General features: G+C 67.9%; 14 protein-coding genes. 3 read left to right on the top strand and 11 right to left on the bottom strand.

Translation table 11 applies throughout. The features are described from left to right. Window position 1 precedes the first annotated feature (1 nt). The gene (locus QF040_RS25755) at window positions 2-658 is read left to right on the top strand and encodes a TetR family transcriptional regulator C-terminal domain-containing protein (RefSeq protein WP_429613375.1); all 657 of its coding nucleotides are present in this window, start codon (window positions 2-4) and stop codon (window positions 656-658) included. Window positions 659-667: 9 nt separating this feature from the next. Here QF040_RS25755 and QF040_RS25750 read toward each other — a convergent pair whose 3' ends face one another. The 10 genes from QF040_RS25750 to QF040_RS25705 form a co-directional block, all read right to left on the bottom strand. Then, complete coding sequence (locus QF040_RS25750) at window positions 668-1126, bottom strand: RidA family protein (RefSeq protein ID WP_307610907.1); 459 nt, start codon at window positions 1124-1126, stop codon at window positions 668-670. Continuing rightward, on the bottom strand, window positions 1123-2319 hold the full coding sequence (locus QF040_RS25745) for an amidohydrolase family protein (protein WP_429613374.1): 1197 nt from the start codon (window positions 2317-2319) through the stop codon (window positions 1123-1125). The genes QF040_RS25750 and QF040_RS25745 overlap by 4 nt, the downstream gene beginning before the upstream one ends. After that, window positions 2316-3134 (bottom strand): 2-oxo-tetronate isomerase, encoded by an 819-nt coding sequence (gene otnI / locus QF040_RS25740; RefSeq protein ID WP_429613373.1) that lies wholly within the window; start codon window positions 3132-3134, stop codon window positions 2316-2318. Before otnI ends, QF040_RS25745 begins: the two co-directional genes overlap by 4 nt. A gap of 12 nt (window positions 3135-3146) precedes the next feature. Further along, window positions 3147-3815: an aldolase gene (locus QF040_RS25735; protein WP_429613372.1), complete on the bottom strand. Its 669-nt coding sequence runs from the start codon at window positions 3813-3815 to the stop codon at window positions 3147-3149. Further along, complete coding sequence (gene otnK / locus QF040_RS25730) at window positions 3812-5092, bottom strand: 3-oxo-tetronate kinase (protein ID WP_429613371.1); 1281 nt, start codon at window positions 5090-5092, stop codon at window positions 3812-3814. The genes QF040_RS25735 and otnK overlap by 4 nt, the downstream gene beginning before the upstream one ends. A gap of 3 nt (window positions 5093-5095) precedes the next feature. Then, window positions 5096-6115: a D-erythronate dehydrogenase gene (denD, locus tag QF040_RS25725; RefSeq protein ID WP_429613370.1), complete on the bottom strand. Its 1020-nt coding sequence runs from the start codon at window positions 6113-6115 to the stop codon at window positions 5096-5098. 24 nt (window positions 6116-6139) lie between these two features. Next, complete coding sequence (locus QF040_RS25720) at window positions 6140-7033, bottom strand: alpha/beta fold hydrolase (protein WP_429613369.1); 894 nt, start codon at window positions 7031-7033, stop codon at window positions 6140-6142. Continuing rightward, window positions 7030-7959, bottom strand: a complete 930-nt coding sequence (gene ltnD, locus QF040_RS25715) for an L-threonate dehydrogenase (protein ID WP_429613368.1) — start codon at window positions 7957-7959, stop codon at window positions 7030-7032. Before ltnD ends, QF040_RS25720 begins: the two co-directional genes overlap by 4 nt. A gap of 16 nt (window positions 7960-7975) precedes the next feature. Beyond that, window positions 7976-9307, bottom strand: a complete 1332-nt coding sequence (locus QF040_RS25710; RefSeq protein ID WP_429613367.1) for an MFS transporter — start codon at window positions 9305-9307, stop codon at window positions 7976-7978. A 149-nt stretch (window positions 9308-9456) separates the two neighbouring features. Then, window positions 9457-10233, bottom strand: coding sequence for a FadR/GntR family transcriptional regulator (locus QF040_RS25705; RefSeq protein ID WP_429613366.1), 777 nt, complete (start codon window positions 10231-10233; stop codon window positions 9457-9459). Between the two features lie 284 nt (window positions 10234-10517). Between QF040_RS25705 and QF040_RS25700 the strand changes: the two genes are divergently transcribed. Together QF040_RS25700 and QF040_RS25695 are read left to right on the top strand one after the other, a co-directional pair. Then, entirely contained in the window at window positions 10518-10979 is a 462-nt protein-coding gene (locus QF040_RS25700) for a hypothetical protein (protein ID WP_429613365.1), read from the top strand. Window positions 10980-11043: 64 nt separating this feature from the next. Further along, window positions 11044-11667, top strand: coding sequence for a TetR/AcrR family transcriptional regulator (locus QF040_RS25695; RefSeq protein ID WP_429613364.1), 624 nt, complete (start codon window positions 11044-11046; stop codon window positions 11665-11667). Window positions 11668-11695: 28 nt separating this feature from the next. Here QF040_RS25695 and mdeB read toward each other — a convergent pair whose 3' ends face one another. Beyond that, window positions 11696-14359 carry an alpha-ketoglutarate dehydrogenase gene (gene mdeB / locus QF040_RS25690; protein WP_429613363.1) on the bottom strand — a complete coding sequence of 888 codons (2664 nt, stop codon included), beginning with the start codon at window positions 14357-14359 and terminating at the stop codon, window positions 11696-11698. Between the last annotated feature and the right edge of the window lie 9 nt (window positions 14360-14368).

The raw sequence follows: 14368 nt of genomic DNA, 5'->3' as shown, positions 1-14368 counted from the left end.
CGTGGAAGCGAAAGGCATCGAGAGCGACAGCGAAGCGCCGGCCACGCGCGGCCGGTCGCGCAAGTACACGCAGGTGCTGGGCGTGATCTACCAGGCCGCCATCGAGGTGTTCGCGAGCGAGGGCCTGGCCGGTGCAACCACGCAGGCCATCGCCGACAAGGCCGGGCTCTCGAAGGCGCAGCTGCACTACTACATCGACAGCAAGGAAGCGCTCTACCGGCTGGTGCTGCAGGACATCCTGAACGACTGGATCGTGGTGTTCGGCTTCAGCGACGAGGCCTTCGGGCCGCGCAAGGTGCTGAGCGATCTGATCCATCGCAAGATGGTGTTCTCGTTCCAGCATCCGCTGCGCTCGCGCATCTTCACCGCCGAGATGATGCGCGGCGCGCCGGTGCTCAACACCATGATGGACACGAGCAAGGCGCGCACCGACCAGGCGGCCGCCGTGATCCAGAACTGGATGAACCAGGGGCTGATGGACAAGGCAGACCCGATGCTGGTGCTGTTCCACATCTGGGCGGTGACGCAGTTCTATGCGGACCATGCGACGCAGGCCGCGTACTTCCGAAACGTCGCGCAGGACGGCGACGACAAGGACCGAAGCTACCTGATCGCGCAGGTGACGGATTTCCTGCTGAAGGGGGCGGGGGTCAAGTAGCCGGAGGCGTCAGCGCTTCGGCAGGTACATGGTTGCTTCGACCTCGACCAGCACCTCATCGCCTGGCAGGAAACGCGACACCTCGACCACCGTGCTCACCGGCGGCTCGCCCGGATAGAAGAGCCCGCGCACGCGGTTGTAGAACGCGTAGTGCGGCAGATGGCGGAAGTACTGCACCAGCTTGACCACGTCGTCCATCGTGCCGCCGTGCTCGGCCGCGATCTGGCGGATGCGCTCCAGCACGAACCAGCTCTGCGCGACGATGGCCGCCTCGAACACATCGACCGACATCTGGCCGGTGGCGTAGCCCACGCCCTGCAGGGCGGTGCGGGCTTCCTCGGGAATGTCGTCGTAGCCCGCGACCGCGCGGCGCTTCGCGGGATCGACCGCGACCACGCCGCTCATGAAGACGAAATCGCCGACGCGTTTCGCGGCGGCGTAGTTGGCCATTGGCTTGCCCATGCTCATTGTGTTTTCTCCAGAATTCGACCGCCACGGATGACAGTGCGTTCGCGCCCGCGCGGCCCGATCAGCTCATGCTCGTCGGTCGCCGCGAGCAGCACCAGGTCCGCGGGGCAGCCCGGTGCGATGCGGCCGTCCCACGCGAGGCCGAGCGCCTTCGCGGGGCTCACGGTAATCGCATCGAGCCAGTCGCTTGCGGGCGCGAGGTGCGCCATCTGCACGCCGAGGCCGAAGGTCTCCAGAAGATCGTAGCTGCCGTAGGGATAGAAGGCGTCCTGCACGTTGTCCGTGGCCAGGCTCGCACGCAAGCCCCGTGCCGCCGCTTCGTGGATGCGCGTGATGCCGCGCGGCACGGGGGTGCGGTCCCAGGCGCCTTGCAGGTAGAGGTTGGTGGTCGGCAGCGCGACGATGTGCAGGCCCGCGCCGGCACAGAGCGCGAGCGTTTCGTTGGCGACGGCGTCGTCCTGCACCGAGAGCGAGCAGCAGTGGCCACAGACGACGCCCCGCTTGAAGTCGCGCGCGCGTACCAGTTGGGCAATGCTGCGCAGGCCCGTGGCCTCGGCATCGAGGCCTTCGTCGACATGGAAGTCGAGACCGAGGCCGTGCTGCTGCGCGAGATCGAACACGCGGCCCAGCTTGTGGACGATGCCTTCGTTGCGATAGACGAACGCGCCGAGCACGCCGCCTGCGCGCTTCACCTCGGTGGCGATGCGCTCGCCCGCCGCGAGGTCCGCGAACACGTCGAGCGGGGTGAGCGAGACGAACTGCAGCTCGATGCGGCCGCGCCACTCCTCGCGCAGTGCTTCGAACACGGCCAGCGCGGCCGGCGCCTCGGGCTGCACCCAGTCGATGTGCGTGCGCAGTGCGCGGGTGCCCGATTGCCAGGCGTCATGCAGCGCGCGTTCCATGCGCAGGCGCAGCGTTTCGCGGGTCCAGCCGGCGCGATGCCTTTCCATGCGCTCGATGGCCGCGAACAGGTTGCCCTGCGCCGCACCCACTTCCTGCACCGTGTAGTTCTTGTCGATGTGCGCGTGGGCTTCGACCAGCCCGCTCAGCAGCGTGCCGCGCGCTTGCGTCTGCGAGGCACTGGGCACGATGGCCGCGACCTTGTCGCCATCGAGCGTGACGTCGAAGACCTGCGCACCGCCCGCCGCGAAGCCGCGCAGTGGCGCCGGAATGCGCAGCGCCTCGAGCTTCATGCGCGTTGCTGCAATGCGCGCAGCCAGCCCAGGCCCGCGGAAGTGCCGCCGGGCTCCGAGCCGCGCTTCGGCCGGTACTCGCAGCCGACCCAGCCCTGCCAGCCGCTTTGTTTCGACACCTCGTCGATCACGTCGAAGAGGTAACCGTAGTTCTGCTCGCCGATGTCGGGCTCATGGCGCTCTGGCACACCGGCGATCTGCAAATGGCCGACGCGGCCGGTAGGCAGGTACTTGCGGATCTTCATCGCCACGTCGCCTTCAACGATCTGGCAGTGGTACAGATCCATCTGCACCTTGAGGTTCGGCGCGCCGATGGTCTCGACGATCTCGTGCGCATCGTCCTGCCGGTTGAGGAAGAAGCCCGGGATGTCGCGTGTGTTGATCGGCTCGATCAGCACGTCGCGTCCGGCCTTCGCTGCCTCTTCGGCGGCCCAGCGCAGGTTGTCGAGGTAGACGGGCCGCACCGCATCGCGCTGCAGATCCTGCGGCACGAGGCCGGCCATGATGTGAATGCGCGGGCAGTCGAGCGCCACGGCGTAGTCGATGGCTTTGGCGATGCCGTCGCGGAACTCGGCGTCGCGGCCGGGCAGGCACGCGAGGCCGCGCTCGCCGCCCTCCCAGTTGCCGGGCGGACCGTTGAAGAGCACCTGCTGCAGACCGTTGTGCTTCAGGCGCGCGACGATGTCTTCCTTCGCGAACGCATAGGGGAAGAGGTACTCGACGGCCTTGAAGCCGTCTTTGGCGGCGGCATCGAAACGGTCGAGGAAGTCGAGCTCGGGATAGAGCATCGAGAGGTTGGCTGCGAATTGGGGCATGGCTTGTTCCTGCTACCAGCGCGCACCGAAGGTGGTGCGCAGTTCATCGATCTGTGAGGCATCCAGCGGCGACGGCCTTGCGGCATTCGTGCGCATCTGGAGCCTGGCGGTTTCCTCCAGTTCCTCGAGCACTGCCATCGCGGCAGCCGGCGTCTCGTGCCACACGTTGGGGCCGAGGCGGTCGAGCATCACGGCGCGGATAGGCGTGCCGGCAGCGCCGAAGCGCTCGATGGCTTGCGCCACCTGCTCCGCCGCTTCCGGCGCGCCGGGGCGGTGGTACGGAATGAGCGGCACATGGCCGACCTTCATCACGAAATACGGCGTGAGCGCGGGCAGCAGTTCGTCGCCCGCTGCGGTCAGCGTGAGCGCGACGCAATGCGTGCTGTGCGTGTGGATGACGCAGGCGGTCTCTGCATCGAACCTGCGCGCGGCCGCGTAGATGCGCGTGTGCAGCGCGATGGTCTTGCTGGCGCGGTCACCACCGACCTGCTTGCCGTCCGCATCGAGCCGCGCAAGCCGCGCCGGATCCAGAAAGCCCAGGCAGGCATCGGTCGGCGTGATGAGGAATTCATCGTCGTCCAGCCGCACGCTGATGTTGCCCGCCGTCGCATGCACGTAGCCGCGCTCGAACAGACTGCGGCCGACGCGGCAGATTTCTTCGCGTGCTTGGTTCTCGGTCATGCCAGCACTGTAAAGGCCTTGGTGAAGAAATCGTCGCCGCCGAAGTTGCCGGACTTGAGCGCGATGTGCACGCCTGCGCCACCAGCAGTTTTGGCAGCCTCGGCGCGTGCGTGGCACCACGGCACGCCGGGGTCTATCTGCGGGCCGATCTGCATCTGCGCGATGCCCAGTGCCTGCACGCACGCGCCCGAGGTTTCGCCACCCGCGACAACCAGTTGGCGCACGCCCTTGTCGACCAGGCCGCGCGCGATGGCGGCGATGGTGCGCTCGACCATCGCGCCGGCTTCCTCGACACCGAGCTTGCCCTGCACCGACTTCACAGCGCCGGCCTCGGCGGTGGAATAGACGAGCACCGGTTGATTGGCGACCAGTGGCGCGGCCCATGCCAACGCTTCGGCCGCGACATCGATACCCGCCGCGATGCGCAGCGGATCGATCGCCAGCGCCGCGCCACCGCGCTGGATGAAGTCGAGCACCTGCCGGTTGGTCGCGAGCGAGCAGCTGCCCGACACGATGGCGCGCAGCCCGCCCGCTGCCGGCAACGCGCTGGCTTGCGAAGAAGGCGAGAGTCCGAAGTTGGCGGGCAGCCCGATGGCCACACCCGAGCCAGCGGTGACCAGCGGCATCTTCGCGAGCGCCGGGCCGAGGCGCAGCAGGTCGTCGTTCGACACGGCATCGACGATCGCGATCGAGACGCCTTCGCCCTTGAGCTGCGCGATGCGCTCCGTGATGGCCGCATCACCGCGCGCCACCACCGTGTGATCGATCAGCCCGACCTTGCGCGTGCACTGCGCCTGCAGCACGCGCACGAGGTTCGCATCGATCATCGGCGTGAGCGGATGGTTCTGCATGCCGCTCTCGTTGAGCAGCACGTCGCCCGCGAACAGGTAGCCCTTGAAGACGGTGCGCTTGTTGTCGGGGAAAGCGGGCGTGGCGATGGTGAAGTCGCATTGCAGCGCCTCCATCAGCGCCTCGGTGACCGGGCCGATGTTGCCTTGCGGTGTGCTGTCGAAGGTGGAGCAGTACTTGAAGTAGATCTGCTGCGCGCCCTGCGCCTGCAGCCAGCGCAGCGCGTCGAGCGACTGCGCGATGGCCTCGGCCGGCGCGATGGTGCGCGACTTGAGCGCGACCACCACGGCATCGACATCCGCATCGAGCGGGGTGGCCGGCACGCCGATGGCTTGCACCACGCGCATGCCGGCGCGCACGAGGTTGTTGGCGAGATCGGTCGCGCCGGTGAAATCGTCGGCGATGCAGCCGAGCACTAACTTGGCCATGGATCAGTCCTTGATGTCGACAGGAAGTTTCACTGCCTGCGGGTTCTCGCGCACGTAGTCGCGCAGGATGGCGTCGAAGCTCGCATCGGCCTTCAAGCCCAGCGCTTCCGCGCGTGCGGCGTGGATGCGGCTCGGCCAGCTGGTGACGATCTTCGCGACCTGCGCGTCGGGCGTCCAGTCGATCAAACCCGTGGCGTCCTTGCCCGCGATGCGTTCGAGCGCATCGGCCATCTCGCGCACTGTCGTGGTCAATGCGGGCAGGTTGATGGCGGTGCGCGCGCCCCATTCGGCCGCGCTCGCGGTGGCCGCGCGCACGATGCCCGCGACGGTGTTGCCGGGCGAGGCCAGCGCGACCGGTGTTTCAGGCGCTACCGGGCAGCGCGCGCGCTCGCCGGCCAGTGGTTCTCGCAGCATGCCGCTCAGGAAACTGGAGGCGGCGCCGTTCGGACGACCCGGACGTACCGACACCGTCATGAGCCGCACGTTGCGGCCTTGCACGAAGCCCTTGCGCGTGAAGTCGGCCACGAGTTGCTCGCCGATGAACTTCTGGATGCCGTAGCTGTTCTGCGGCGTTGGCAGCGTCGTGTCTTCTATCACCGCGGGCAGGCGCTGCTCGGGCGAATCACCGAACACCGCGACCGAACTGGAGAACACGAGCACCGGTGCGTGGCCCGCGCGGCGGCAGGCATCGAGCAGCGCACGGGTGGTGTCGAGGTTGCTGCGCATGCCGAGGTCGAAGTCGGCCTCGCATTCGCCGCTCACGGCGGCGGCGAGGTGAAAGACGGCATCGGTGTCGGCCAGCGGCAGCGCGCCGTTGCCGGCCTGGTCGTACAGGTCGCCTTGCACGAACTGGATGCGGGCATCGGATGCGAGGTCGGCGGGCGGCGGCACGCGGTCGGCCAACGTGATGCGCGCGATGTTCTTGGCCGTGCCGCCGGCCAATGCGAGCGGGCCGCCCGCGAGCAGCGTGCGCGCGAGCCGTGCGCCGAGAAAGCCGCAGCCGCCGGTGATGAGGATGTTCATGGTGTCGTCTTGTCTGGCGTGGATTCAGGAAATGGCGGGCAGGAAGCGCAGCAGCGCATGAGCCACCGCCTCGGGTGCTTCGCGTTGCGGGAAGTGACCCACGCCGTCGAGCAATTCGCGGCGATAGGGACCGCTGAAGAAGCGCTCCTTGTCGGCCGAGGTATCGGGATGATTGCAGCTGTCGGCCGCGCCGTGCAGCACGAGCGTGGGCACGGGCAGCACGGGCGCGGGGTTGAGTGCGGCATCGTCCGCCGCATAGCGCGGATCGCCGGGCGCGAAACCCCAGCGGTGGCGGTACGAATGCAGCACCACCTTCGCCCAGTCGTCACCCTCGAAGGCGGCGGCGGTGGCCTCGAACTCGGCGGGGTCGTACCAGCCCTCGGGTGCCCAGGTGTTCCACATCAACCGCGTGAAGGCGATGCGGTCGGCGTGCACCGTGCGCTCGCCGCGCGAGGTGGCCATGTACCAGTGGTACCAGTAGTTGCGCGCCTGCTCGAGCGCCATCGGCTGGTCGGGCGCGTTGGTGCCGTAGCCGACCGACATCAGCACCAGCGCACGCGCCACATCGGGCCGAAGGCCGCAGGCATTGGCGACCGCGCGGGCACCCCAGTCGTGGCCGACCAGCGCGGGCTTCTCGAGGCCGAGCGCATCGATGAAGTCGAGCATGTCGCGGCCGAGCGCCGAGAGCTGGCCGCTGCGCGGCGTGTCGCCATGCAGGAAGCGCGAGGGCGCGAAGCCGCGCAATGCGGGTGCCAGCACGCGCCAGCCGGCTTCCGCGAGTTGCGGCGCCACGCCGCGCCAGCAGCGCGGGCTGTCGGGCCAGCCGTGCGTCAGCACGACCGTGGCGGCGCCGCCCGGGTTCCACTCTTCGTAGCCGATGCGCAGCAGCGGCGTGTCGACGGTCTTGATGTCGCTCATGGTGTCTTTCCTTTTGCAGCCGGCAGTTCGATGCCGGGAAAGATCTTGATCACCGCGCTGTCGTCCTCGCGCGCAAACCCCGCGGTCGATGCCTGCATGAACATCTGATGCGCGGTGGACGACAGCGGCAGCGGAAACTTGCTCGCGCGCGCCACGTCGAGCACGAGGCCCAGGTCCTTCACGAAGATGTCGACGGCCGACAGCGGCGTGTAGTCGCCCGCGAGCACGTGCGCCATGCGGTTCTCGAACATCCAGCTGTTGCCCGCGCTGTGCGTGATGACTTCATAGAGCGCCTCGGGGTCCACGCCTTCGCGCAGGCCCAGCGCCATCGCCTCGGCGGCGGCGGCGATGTGCACACCGGCCAGCAGCTGGTTGATGACCTTCACCTTGCTGCCAGCGCCAGCCGAATCGCCGAGGCGGTAGACCTTGGCAGCCATCGCGTCTAGCGCGCCGCCGGCCTTGGCGTAGGCGGCGGGCGTGCCGGCGGTCATCATCGTCATCTGCCCGCTCGCGGCCTTCGCGGCGCCGCCGGAGATCGGTGCGTCGAGGTACAGGATGCCCTGCGCGGCGAGGCGCGCCTCAAGCGCGACCGACCAGTTCGGATCGACGGTGGAGCACATCACGAACAGGCTGCCGGGCTTCATCGACGCCGCGCAACCGGGCGTGGTGCCGTCACCGAACAGCACCGATTCGGTCTGCGCCGCGTTGACGACGACGCTGACCACGATGTCGCATTGCGCACCGAGCGCGGCCAGCGTGTCGCATGCCGTCCCGCCCTCGCGCGCGAAGGCTTCGGCGACGCCGGGGCGCACGTCGAACACATGCGGCGCATGGCCGGCGCGGCGCAGCGATTGCGCCATGCCGCTACCCATGGCGCCGAGGCCCACGAGGCCGACGACGGGGGAGTTGCTTTGGGTGTCTGTCATGGTGTCGTTGCTCCGTTCAGCGGTTGACGAGTTGCTTGGGTGTGAGCCATACGCCGATGGCGCCGAGCACCAGCGCCGCGGCCAGCACGTACATGCCGATCTGCGTGCTGCCCGTGAGGTCCTTCAGGTAGCCGATGAGGTAGGGGCTCACGAAGCCCGCGAGGTTCCCTACCGAGTTGATGGCCGCGATGCCTGCAGCCGCCGCGGTGCCCGAGAGGAACGCGGTGGGCAGCGACCAGAAGAGCGGCGCGCAGGTCAGTACGCCGGCCGCCGCCAGCGACAGAAACGCGAGCGACACGGCCGTGTTCTGCGTGTACGAGGCGGCGACGGTAAAGCCGATGGCGCCCATCATCGCGGGCACGATCAGATGCCAGCGGCGCTCCTGCAGGCGGTCGGCGCTGCGGCCGAAGAGGTTCATCGCGATGATCGCGCAGACGAACGGAATCGCGCTCAGCAAGCCGATGTTGAAGTTGCCCTGCACGCCCGTGGCCTTGACCAGCGTGGGGAGCCAGAAGGTCAGCGCGTACTGGCCCATGACGAACGCGAAGTAGATGAGCGCCATCCACCACACGCGCGCATCGCGGAACACCGCGGCCACCGAGTGCGGGCCCTTGGCGCCGTGCGCCTGGTCGCGCGCGACCTCGCGCTGGAGCAAGGCCTTTTCCTCGGGCGAGAGCCAGCGCGCCTGCTGGATGCCGTTGTCCAGGTAGAAGAGAACCATCACGCCGACAAGCACCGCGGGAATGGCTTCGATGATGAACATCCACTGCCAGCCGTGCATCGACGACACGCCGTGAAACGCATCCATGATCCAGCCCGACAACGGATTGCCGAAGATGCCCGCCACCGGAATCGCCGACATGAAGACCGCGATGATCCGCGCGCGCCGGTGCGAGGGATACCACTGGGTCAGGTAGAGGATCACGCCGGGATAGAAACCCGCCTCCGCCACGCCGAGCAGGAACCGCAGGATGTAGAAACTGGTGGGCGTTTCCACGAACACGAAGCATGCCGAGAGGATGCCCCAGGTGATCATGATCCGCGCGATCCACATGCGCGCGCCCACGCGGTTCAGAAGCAGGTTGCTCGGCACCTCGAAGAGAAAGTAGCCGAGGAAGAAGATGCCCGCGCCCAGGCCGAACACCGTTTCGCTGAAGCCCAGGTCCTGCCCCATCTGCAGCTTGGCGAAGCCGACGTTCACGCGGTCGAGGTACGCGACCACATAGCAGAGCATCAGGAAGGGAACGAGGCGCCAGAAGACCTTGGAATACGCGCGCTTCTCGAGCGCGGTGTCGGCGGGCAGGTCGGCCATGGCCGAGGGCGCGCCGGCCTGGAGGGTTGAAGTCATGAAGGGAAGTCCGCTTGCTTGGATGAGGGAAGCGAGGTCGTCCCGTCGCCCTGAAAGCGCGGTCGCCTCTTGATTTGTCAGGTCATCATACAAATTCAAGACAAGTTGACCGACTCGGGTAAACCCTCGAGCTACACCTCGTTTCCTTCTTATTTGCCTGCGGGCCAGCCTTCGACCAGCGGCTTCGCGAGCTGCGCGCCTTCCTGCTGCCAGAAGGCGGGATCGGCCTGCTCGATGCGGCGGATCGCGTTGTCCATATGGGACTTGGCCGCCTCGCGGGCGCGGAGCGCATCGCCGGCCTCGATCGCTTCGACGATCTGCGCATGCTCCTCTGCGACCTCGCGCGCGAAGTCCGCGCGGCGCGCCTCGTTGGCGCGGGTGACGCGCGTGGCGCCGTGCAGGAACTGCCGCAGGTACTGCAGCGTGCCGATGAGGAACGGATTGCGCGCGGCCTCGGCGATGGCGCGATGGAAGCGCACGTCTTCGTCGGCGCCGTTGCCGCCGGCCGCCACCGCGGCATGCAGCGCGTCGATCGCCTCGCGAATGCGCTGCACGTCTTCGGGCGTGCGGCGCTCGGCGGCGAGCGCGGCCACCTCCGCTTCGAGCGCGCGGCGCAGCTCGACCATCTGGATCACCGCTTCGCGCGAGGCGACATGCGGCATTTCGAAACGCAGCGGCTCGACCCCTGCGGCGCGCACATACACGCCGCTGCCCTGGCGCGAATCCACGAGCCCCAGGGACTTGAGCCGCGAGACCGCTTCGCGCACCACGGTGCGGCTCACGCCGAACTGCTCGGCAAGCACCGCCTCGGTCGGCAGCCGGTCGCCTTCGGACAAGCGCCCGCTGCGCACCTCGGCCGCGAGCGCATCGGCCACCTGGTCGGCCAGGCGGACGGCGGGGGCGAGGGATTGGAAGCGGGCGGTCATGGGCGCGATGCGTCGGGGCCTGCGACTCTAACGCAGGCCTTCGCGCCGTGTCCTCCAGAAATGCGAGCACCCGACGCAGCTCCCGACCCGTGAAGCCCGGCCTGCCGGGCGTGCGGCGTACACCAGGAATGCGAGTAGACGAATGCGAGTGCCGGCTCGTATTCTTTCCACATGCGAAACCATTCAACGATGCAACTGGAGATCGACCGCATGACAACCCCATCCAACCGACTGCTGGAGTGCCACCGTCATTTCCGTGGGGCAGGCACTGCCTGAATACGCCGATGCTCTACACAACCGTCTTGATGATTCATACCGGCGCGACGCTGGCGGCACTTCTGTCGTTCATGGCCGGCGAACTGTTCCTTGCCATGGCCCGCAGGGGCCAATGGCAGCCTGCGAGGATGGCGTTGCTGGCCGGCCGCTCCGCGCACTTGCTGCTCAACGCGGGCGTGCTCGCCGGCATCGTCCTCGTGTTCCTCGGCGGCTGGCCACTGTGGACACCGTGGCTGCTTGCGGCATTCGCCGTCATCGCCGCGGCCATGGTGGTGCAGAAGAAATTCGTCGCGCCGTGGCAGACCCGCATCGAATCGGCGCTCGGCGGCGAGGCTGCAGGTGTACAGGTCGAAGCGTTTGCCGGCGAGAAGTCCGCCCTCATTGCGCGCGTGGCTGTGATCGCCCTCTTCGGTGTGGTCGCAGCCTTGATGACGACAAAGCCGAGCTTCGCGCTCCTGGTCGGCGGTTGACCCCGGAACTCGCCGCCCGCATGAGCGGCGACTCGCATTTCCCTTCGTCCCGAGGAACGCCGACATGACACGCAAGGCCATCACAAGACCCAGGAAGCACGCCACGCAGGAGCGCTCGAAAGTGACCGTCGATGCGCTGGTCGAAGCGACAGCCCGCATCCTGGTGAAGGAAGGTTTCGACAAGGCCAGCACCAACCGCATCGCCGAAGCGGCGGGCGTCAGCGTCGGCTCGCTTTACCAATACTTCCCCAGCAAGGAGGCGCTCGTGGCAGCCGTCATCGAACGCCACAACGCGGAGATTGCGCAGATCGTCCGGGGCGCCATGGCCGAGGTCGCCTCGCAGCCGGTGGCGAAGGCGGTGCGCAGGCTCGTGGCCGTGGCCATCGAGGCGCACCGCCTCGATCCGAGGTTGCACCGCGTGCTCGCGGAGCAGATTCCGCACACGGGCCGCTTCGAGAACGCGGTGGGCCTCATCCGCGAAACCCATGCCTTCTTCGCGGGCTACCTCGAAGCCCATCGCGAGGAGCTTCGCGTGACCGACCTCGAACTGGCGGCCTTCATGTGCGTGACGGCCATCGAGGCGCTGGCCCACACCGCGGTGCTGCACCGCACCGACATGCTGTCGGACAAGGCACTGAAGAAGCTCACCGACGAGACCACGCGCCTGGTGGTCGGCTATCTGCAGTAGGCGTTCGACGGGGGGGCGGGGGCGGCACTCACCGGCTCGTGCCGAGCGCCACGCGTGCAGCCCGCGCGATGCTCGCCGCATCCACGCCGAAGAACGCGCGCAGCGCGGCGCGCGTGTCGCTGCGGCCGAAGCCGTCGGTGCCGAGCGTGAGATAGCGGCGGCCTTCGGGCAGGAAGGCGCGCACGCTCTCGGGCACGCTGCGCACGTAGTCGGAGGCGGCGACGATCGGGCCTTTGCCCTTGCCGAGTTGCTGGGCGATGAACGCTTCGCCGGCCTCTTCTTCGCCTGCAATCGCGCGCTGCTCGCACGCCAGGCCATCGCGCGCAAGCTCGCTCCAGCTCGTGACGCTGAACACCTCGGCCTCGATGCCTTCGTCGGCCAGCAGTTGCGCGGCCTTCACGACTTCGGTGAGGATCGCGCCCGAACCCATCAGCGTGACCTTCTGCTTCGCCTTGCCCTTGGCCGGCGCGTACGTGCCGAAGCGATAGCACCCGCGCAGGATGTCCGCCTCCGCACCTTGCGGCACATCGGGCTGCGCGTAGTTCTCGTTCATGAGCGTGACGTAATAGAAGACGTCCTTCTGCTCGACCATCATTTCGCGGATGCCCGCATCGACGATCACCGCCATCTCGCCCGCATAGGCCGGGTCGTAGGCCTTGCAGTTGGGGATGGTCGCGGCCACGAGGTGGCTGCTGCCGTCCTGGTGCTGCAGGCCTTCGCCGCCGAGCGTGGTGCGGCCCGAGGTGGCACCCAGCAAAAAGCCACGCGCCCGCTGGTCGGCCGCGGCCCAGATCGCATCGCCCACGCGCTGGAAACCGAACATCGAGTAGTAGATGTAGAAGGGCAGCATCGCCAGCCCGTGCACGCTGTAGCTGGTGGCCGCGGCCGTCCAGCTCGCGATGGCGCCGGCCTCGCTGATGCCCTCTTCCAGGATCTGCCCGTCGGTCGCTTCGCGGTAGCTCAGCACCGAGCCGATGTCTTCGGGCGCATAGCGCTGGCCCACGCTCGAATAGATGCCCACCTGCTTGAAGAGATTCGCCATGCCGAAGGTGCGCGCCTCGTCGGCCACGATGGGCACGATGCGCGGGCCAAGGGCCTTGTCCTTCATGAGGTTGCCCAGCATGCGCACGAACGCCATGGTGGTGCTCATCTCCTTGCCGGCCGCCGCGGTTGCGAACTGCGCGTAGCTTGCGATGTCGGGCTTGGGCACCACGTCGCAGGCGGTCTCGCGGCGCGGCATGGCGCCGCCGAGCGCTTCGCGGTGCTGGCGCAGATAGCGCATCTCGGCGCTGTCCTCGGCCGGGCGGTAGAAGTCCATCGCGGTAACCTGCGCATCGGTGAGCGGCAGGTTGAAGCGGTCGCGGAATTCGATGAGGTCCACGTCGCCCATCTTCTTGTGCGAGTGCGTGGTCATCTTGCCCTGCGCGGCGCTGCCCATGCCGTAGCCCTTCTTGGTGTGGGCGAGGATCACGGTGGGCTGGCCCTTGTGCTTGGCCGCCGCGGCATACGCGGCATGGATCTTCACGAGGTCGTGGCCGCCGCGCTTGAGGCGATCGATCTGCTCGTCGGTCATGCCTTCGGCCAGCCGCGCGAGTTCGGGGTTCTGGCCGAAGAAGTTGTCGCGGTTGAAGCGGCCGTCCTTCGCGGCGAAGGTCTGCATCTGGCCGTCGACGGTGTTGGCGAACACGCGCGCGAGCGCGCCACTCACGTCCTGCGCGAAGAGTCCGTCCCAGTCGCTGCCCCACACGAGCTTGACGACGTTCCATCCTGCCCCGGCAAAGAGCTTTTCGAGCTCGTCGATGATGCGGCCGTTGCCGCGCACCGGGCCATCGAGGCGCTGCAGGTTGCAGTTGACGACCCACACGAGGTTGTCGAGTTTTTCGCGCGCGGCGAGCGTCAGCGCGCTCATCGATTCGGGCTCGTCCATCTCGCCGTCGCCGAACACGCCCCAGACCTTGCGGCCTTCGCAATTGAGCAGGTTGCGGTGCGTGAGGTAGCGCATGAAGCGCGCGTGATAGATCGAGCTGATCGGACCGATGCCCATCGAGCCGGTGGGGAACTGCCAGAAGTCCGGCATCAGGTACGGATGCGGATAGCTGCTGAGGCCGCGCGCGCCGCTGCCTTCGGTGAAGGCTGGCGCGGTGAGTTCCTGGCGGTAGTGCGCGAGGTCTTCTTCGCTCAGGCGGCCTTCGAGGAACGCGCGCGCATAGACGCCAGGCGCGCTGTGCGGCTGGAAGAACACGAGGTCGCCGCGATGTTGCTCGCTGCGCGCATGGAAGAAGTGGTTGAAGCCGGTCTCGAACAGGTCGGCCGCGCTCGCGTAGCTCGCGATGTGCCCGCCGAGTTCGCCATACGCCTGGTTGGCCTTGGCCACCATCGCAAGCGCGTTCCAGCGCATCAGCGAAGCCAGGCGCTCTTCCACCGCGAGGTCGCCGGGGAACGGCGGCTGGTCTTCGGCGGCGATGGTGTTGACGTACGGCGTCGCGAGCTCGGGCTGCCAGCCGATGCGCTGCTGCCGCGCGAGGCGGGCCAGCTCGACCAGCATCTGGCGCGCGCGCTGCGGCCCCTGCGTTTGCGCGAGCGCCAGGAAGGCGTCGCGCCATTCGGCGGTCTCCGCGGGATCGGGGTCGTTCGACATCGGGCTGTCGAGCAACAGGGCGCGCATCTGGTCGGCTGAAATCGGGGCGTTCACGACGGCACT

It is taken from the genome of Variovorax sp. W2I14 (genome assembly GCF_050435205.1).
GTDB classification, from domain to species: domain Bacteria; phylum Pseudomonadota; class Gammaproteobacteria; order Burkholderiales; family Burkholderiaceae_C; genus Variovorax; species Variovorax paradoxus_C.
The sequence above is the reverse complement of the archived record's forward strand: the minus strand, read 5'-3'. Positions and strand labels throughout refer to the sequence as shown.

Excerpts from the sequence above, each read along its gene's own strand:
- QF040_RS25750 (WP_307610907.1), bottom strand. The coding sequence starts at position 1,126 with ATGAGCATGGGCAAGCCAATGGCCAACTACGCCGCCGCGAAACGCGTC.
- QF040_RS25745 (WP_429613374.1), bottom strand. The coding sequence starts at position 2,319 with ATGAAGCTCGAGGCGCTGCGCATTCCGGCGCCACTGCGCGGCTTCGCG.
- otnI (WP_429613373.1), bottom strand. The coding sequence starts at position 3,134 with ATGCCCCAATTCGCAGCCAACCTCTCGATGCTCTATCCCGAGCTCGAC.
- QF040_RS25735 (WP_429613372.1), bottom strand. The coding sequence starts at position 3,815 with ATGACCGAGAACCAAGCACGCGAAGAAATCTGCCGCGTCGGCCGCAGT.
- otnK (WP_429613371.1), bottom strand. The coding sequence starts at position 5,092 with ATGGCCAAGTTAGTGCTCGGCTGCATCGCCGACGATTTCACCGGCGCG.
- denD (WP_429613370.1), bottom strand. The coding sequence starts at position 6,115 with ATGAACATCCTCATCACCGGCGGCTGCGGCTTTCTCGGCGCACGGCTC.
- QF040_RS25720 (WP_429613369.1), bottom strand. The coding sequence starts at position 7,033 with ATGAGCGACATCAAGACCGTCGACACGCCGCTGCTGCGCATCGGCTAC.
- ltnD (WP_429613368.1), bottom strand. The coding sequence starts at position 7,959 with ATGACAGACACCCAAAGCAACTCCCCCGTCGTCGGCCTCGTGGGCCTC.
- QF040_RS25710 (WP_429613367.1), bottom strand. The coding sequence starts at position 9,307 with ATGACTTCAACCCTCCAGGCCGGCGCGCCCTCGGCCATGGCCGACCTG.
- QF040_RS25705 (WP_429613366.1), bottom strand. The coding sequence starts at position 10,233 with ATGACCGCCCGCTTCCAATCCCTCGCCCCCGCCGTCCGCCTGGCCGAC.
- QF040_RS25700 (WP_429613365.1), top strand. The coding sequence starts at position 10,518 with ATGCTCTACACAACCGTCTTGATGATTCATACCGGCGCGACGCTGGCG.
- QF040_RS25695 (WP_429613364.1), top strand. The coding sequence starts at position 11,044 with ATGACACGCAAGGCCATCACAAGACCCAGGAAGCACGCCACGCAGGAG.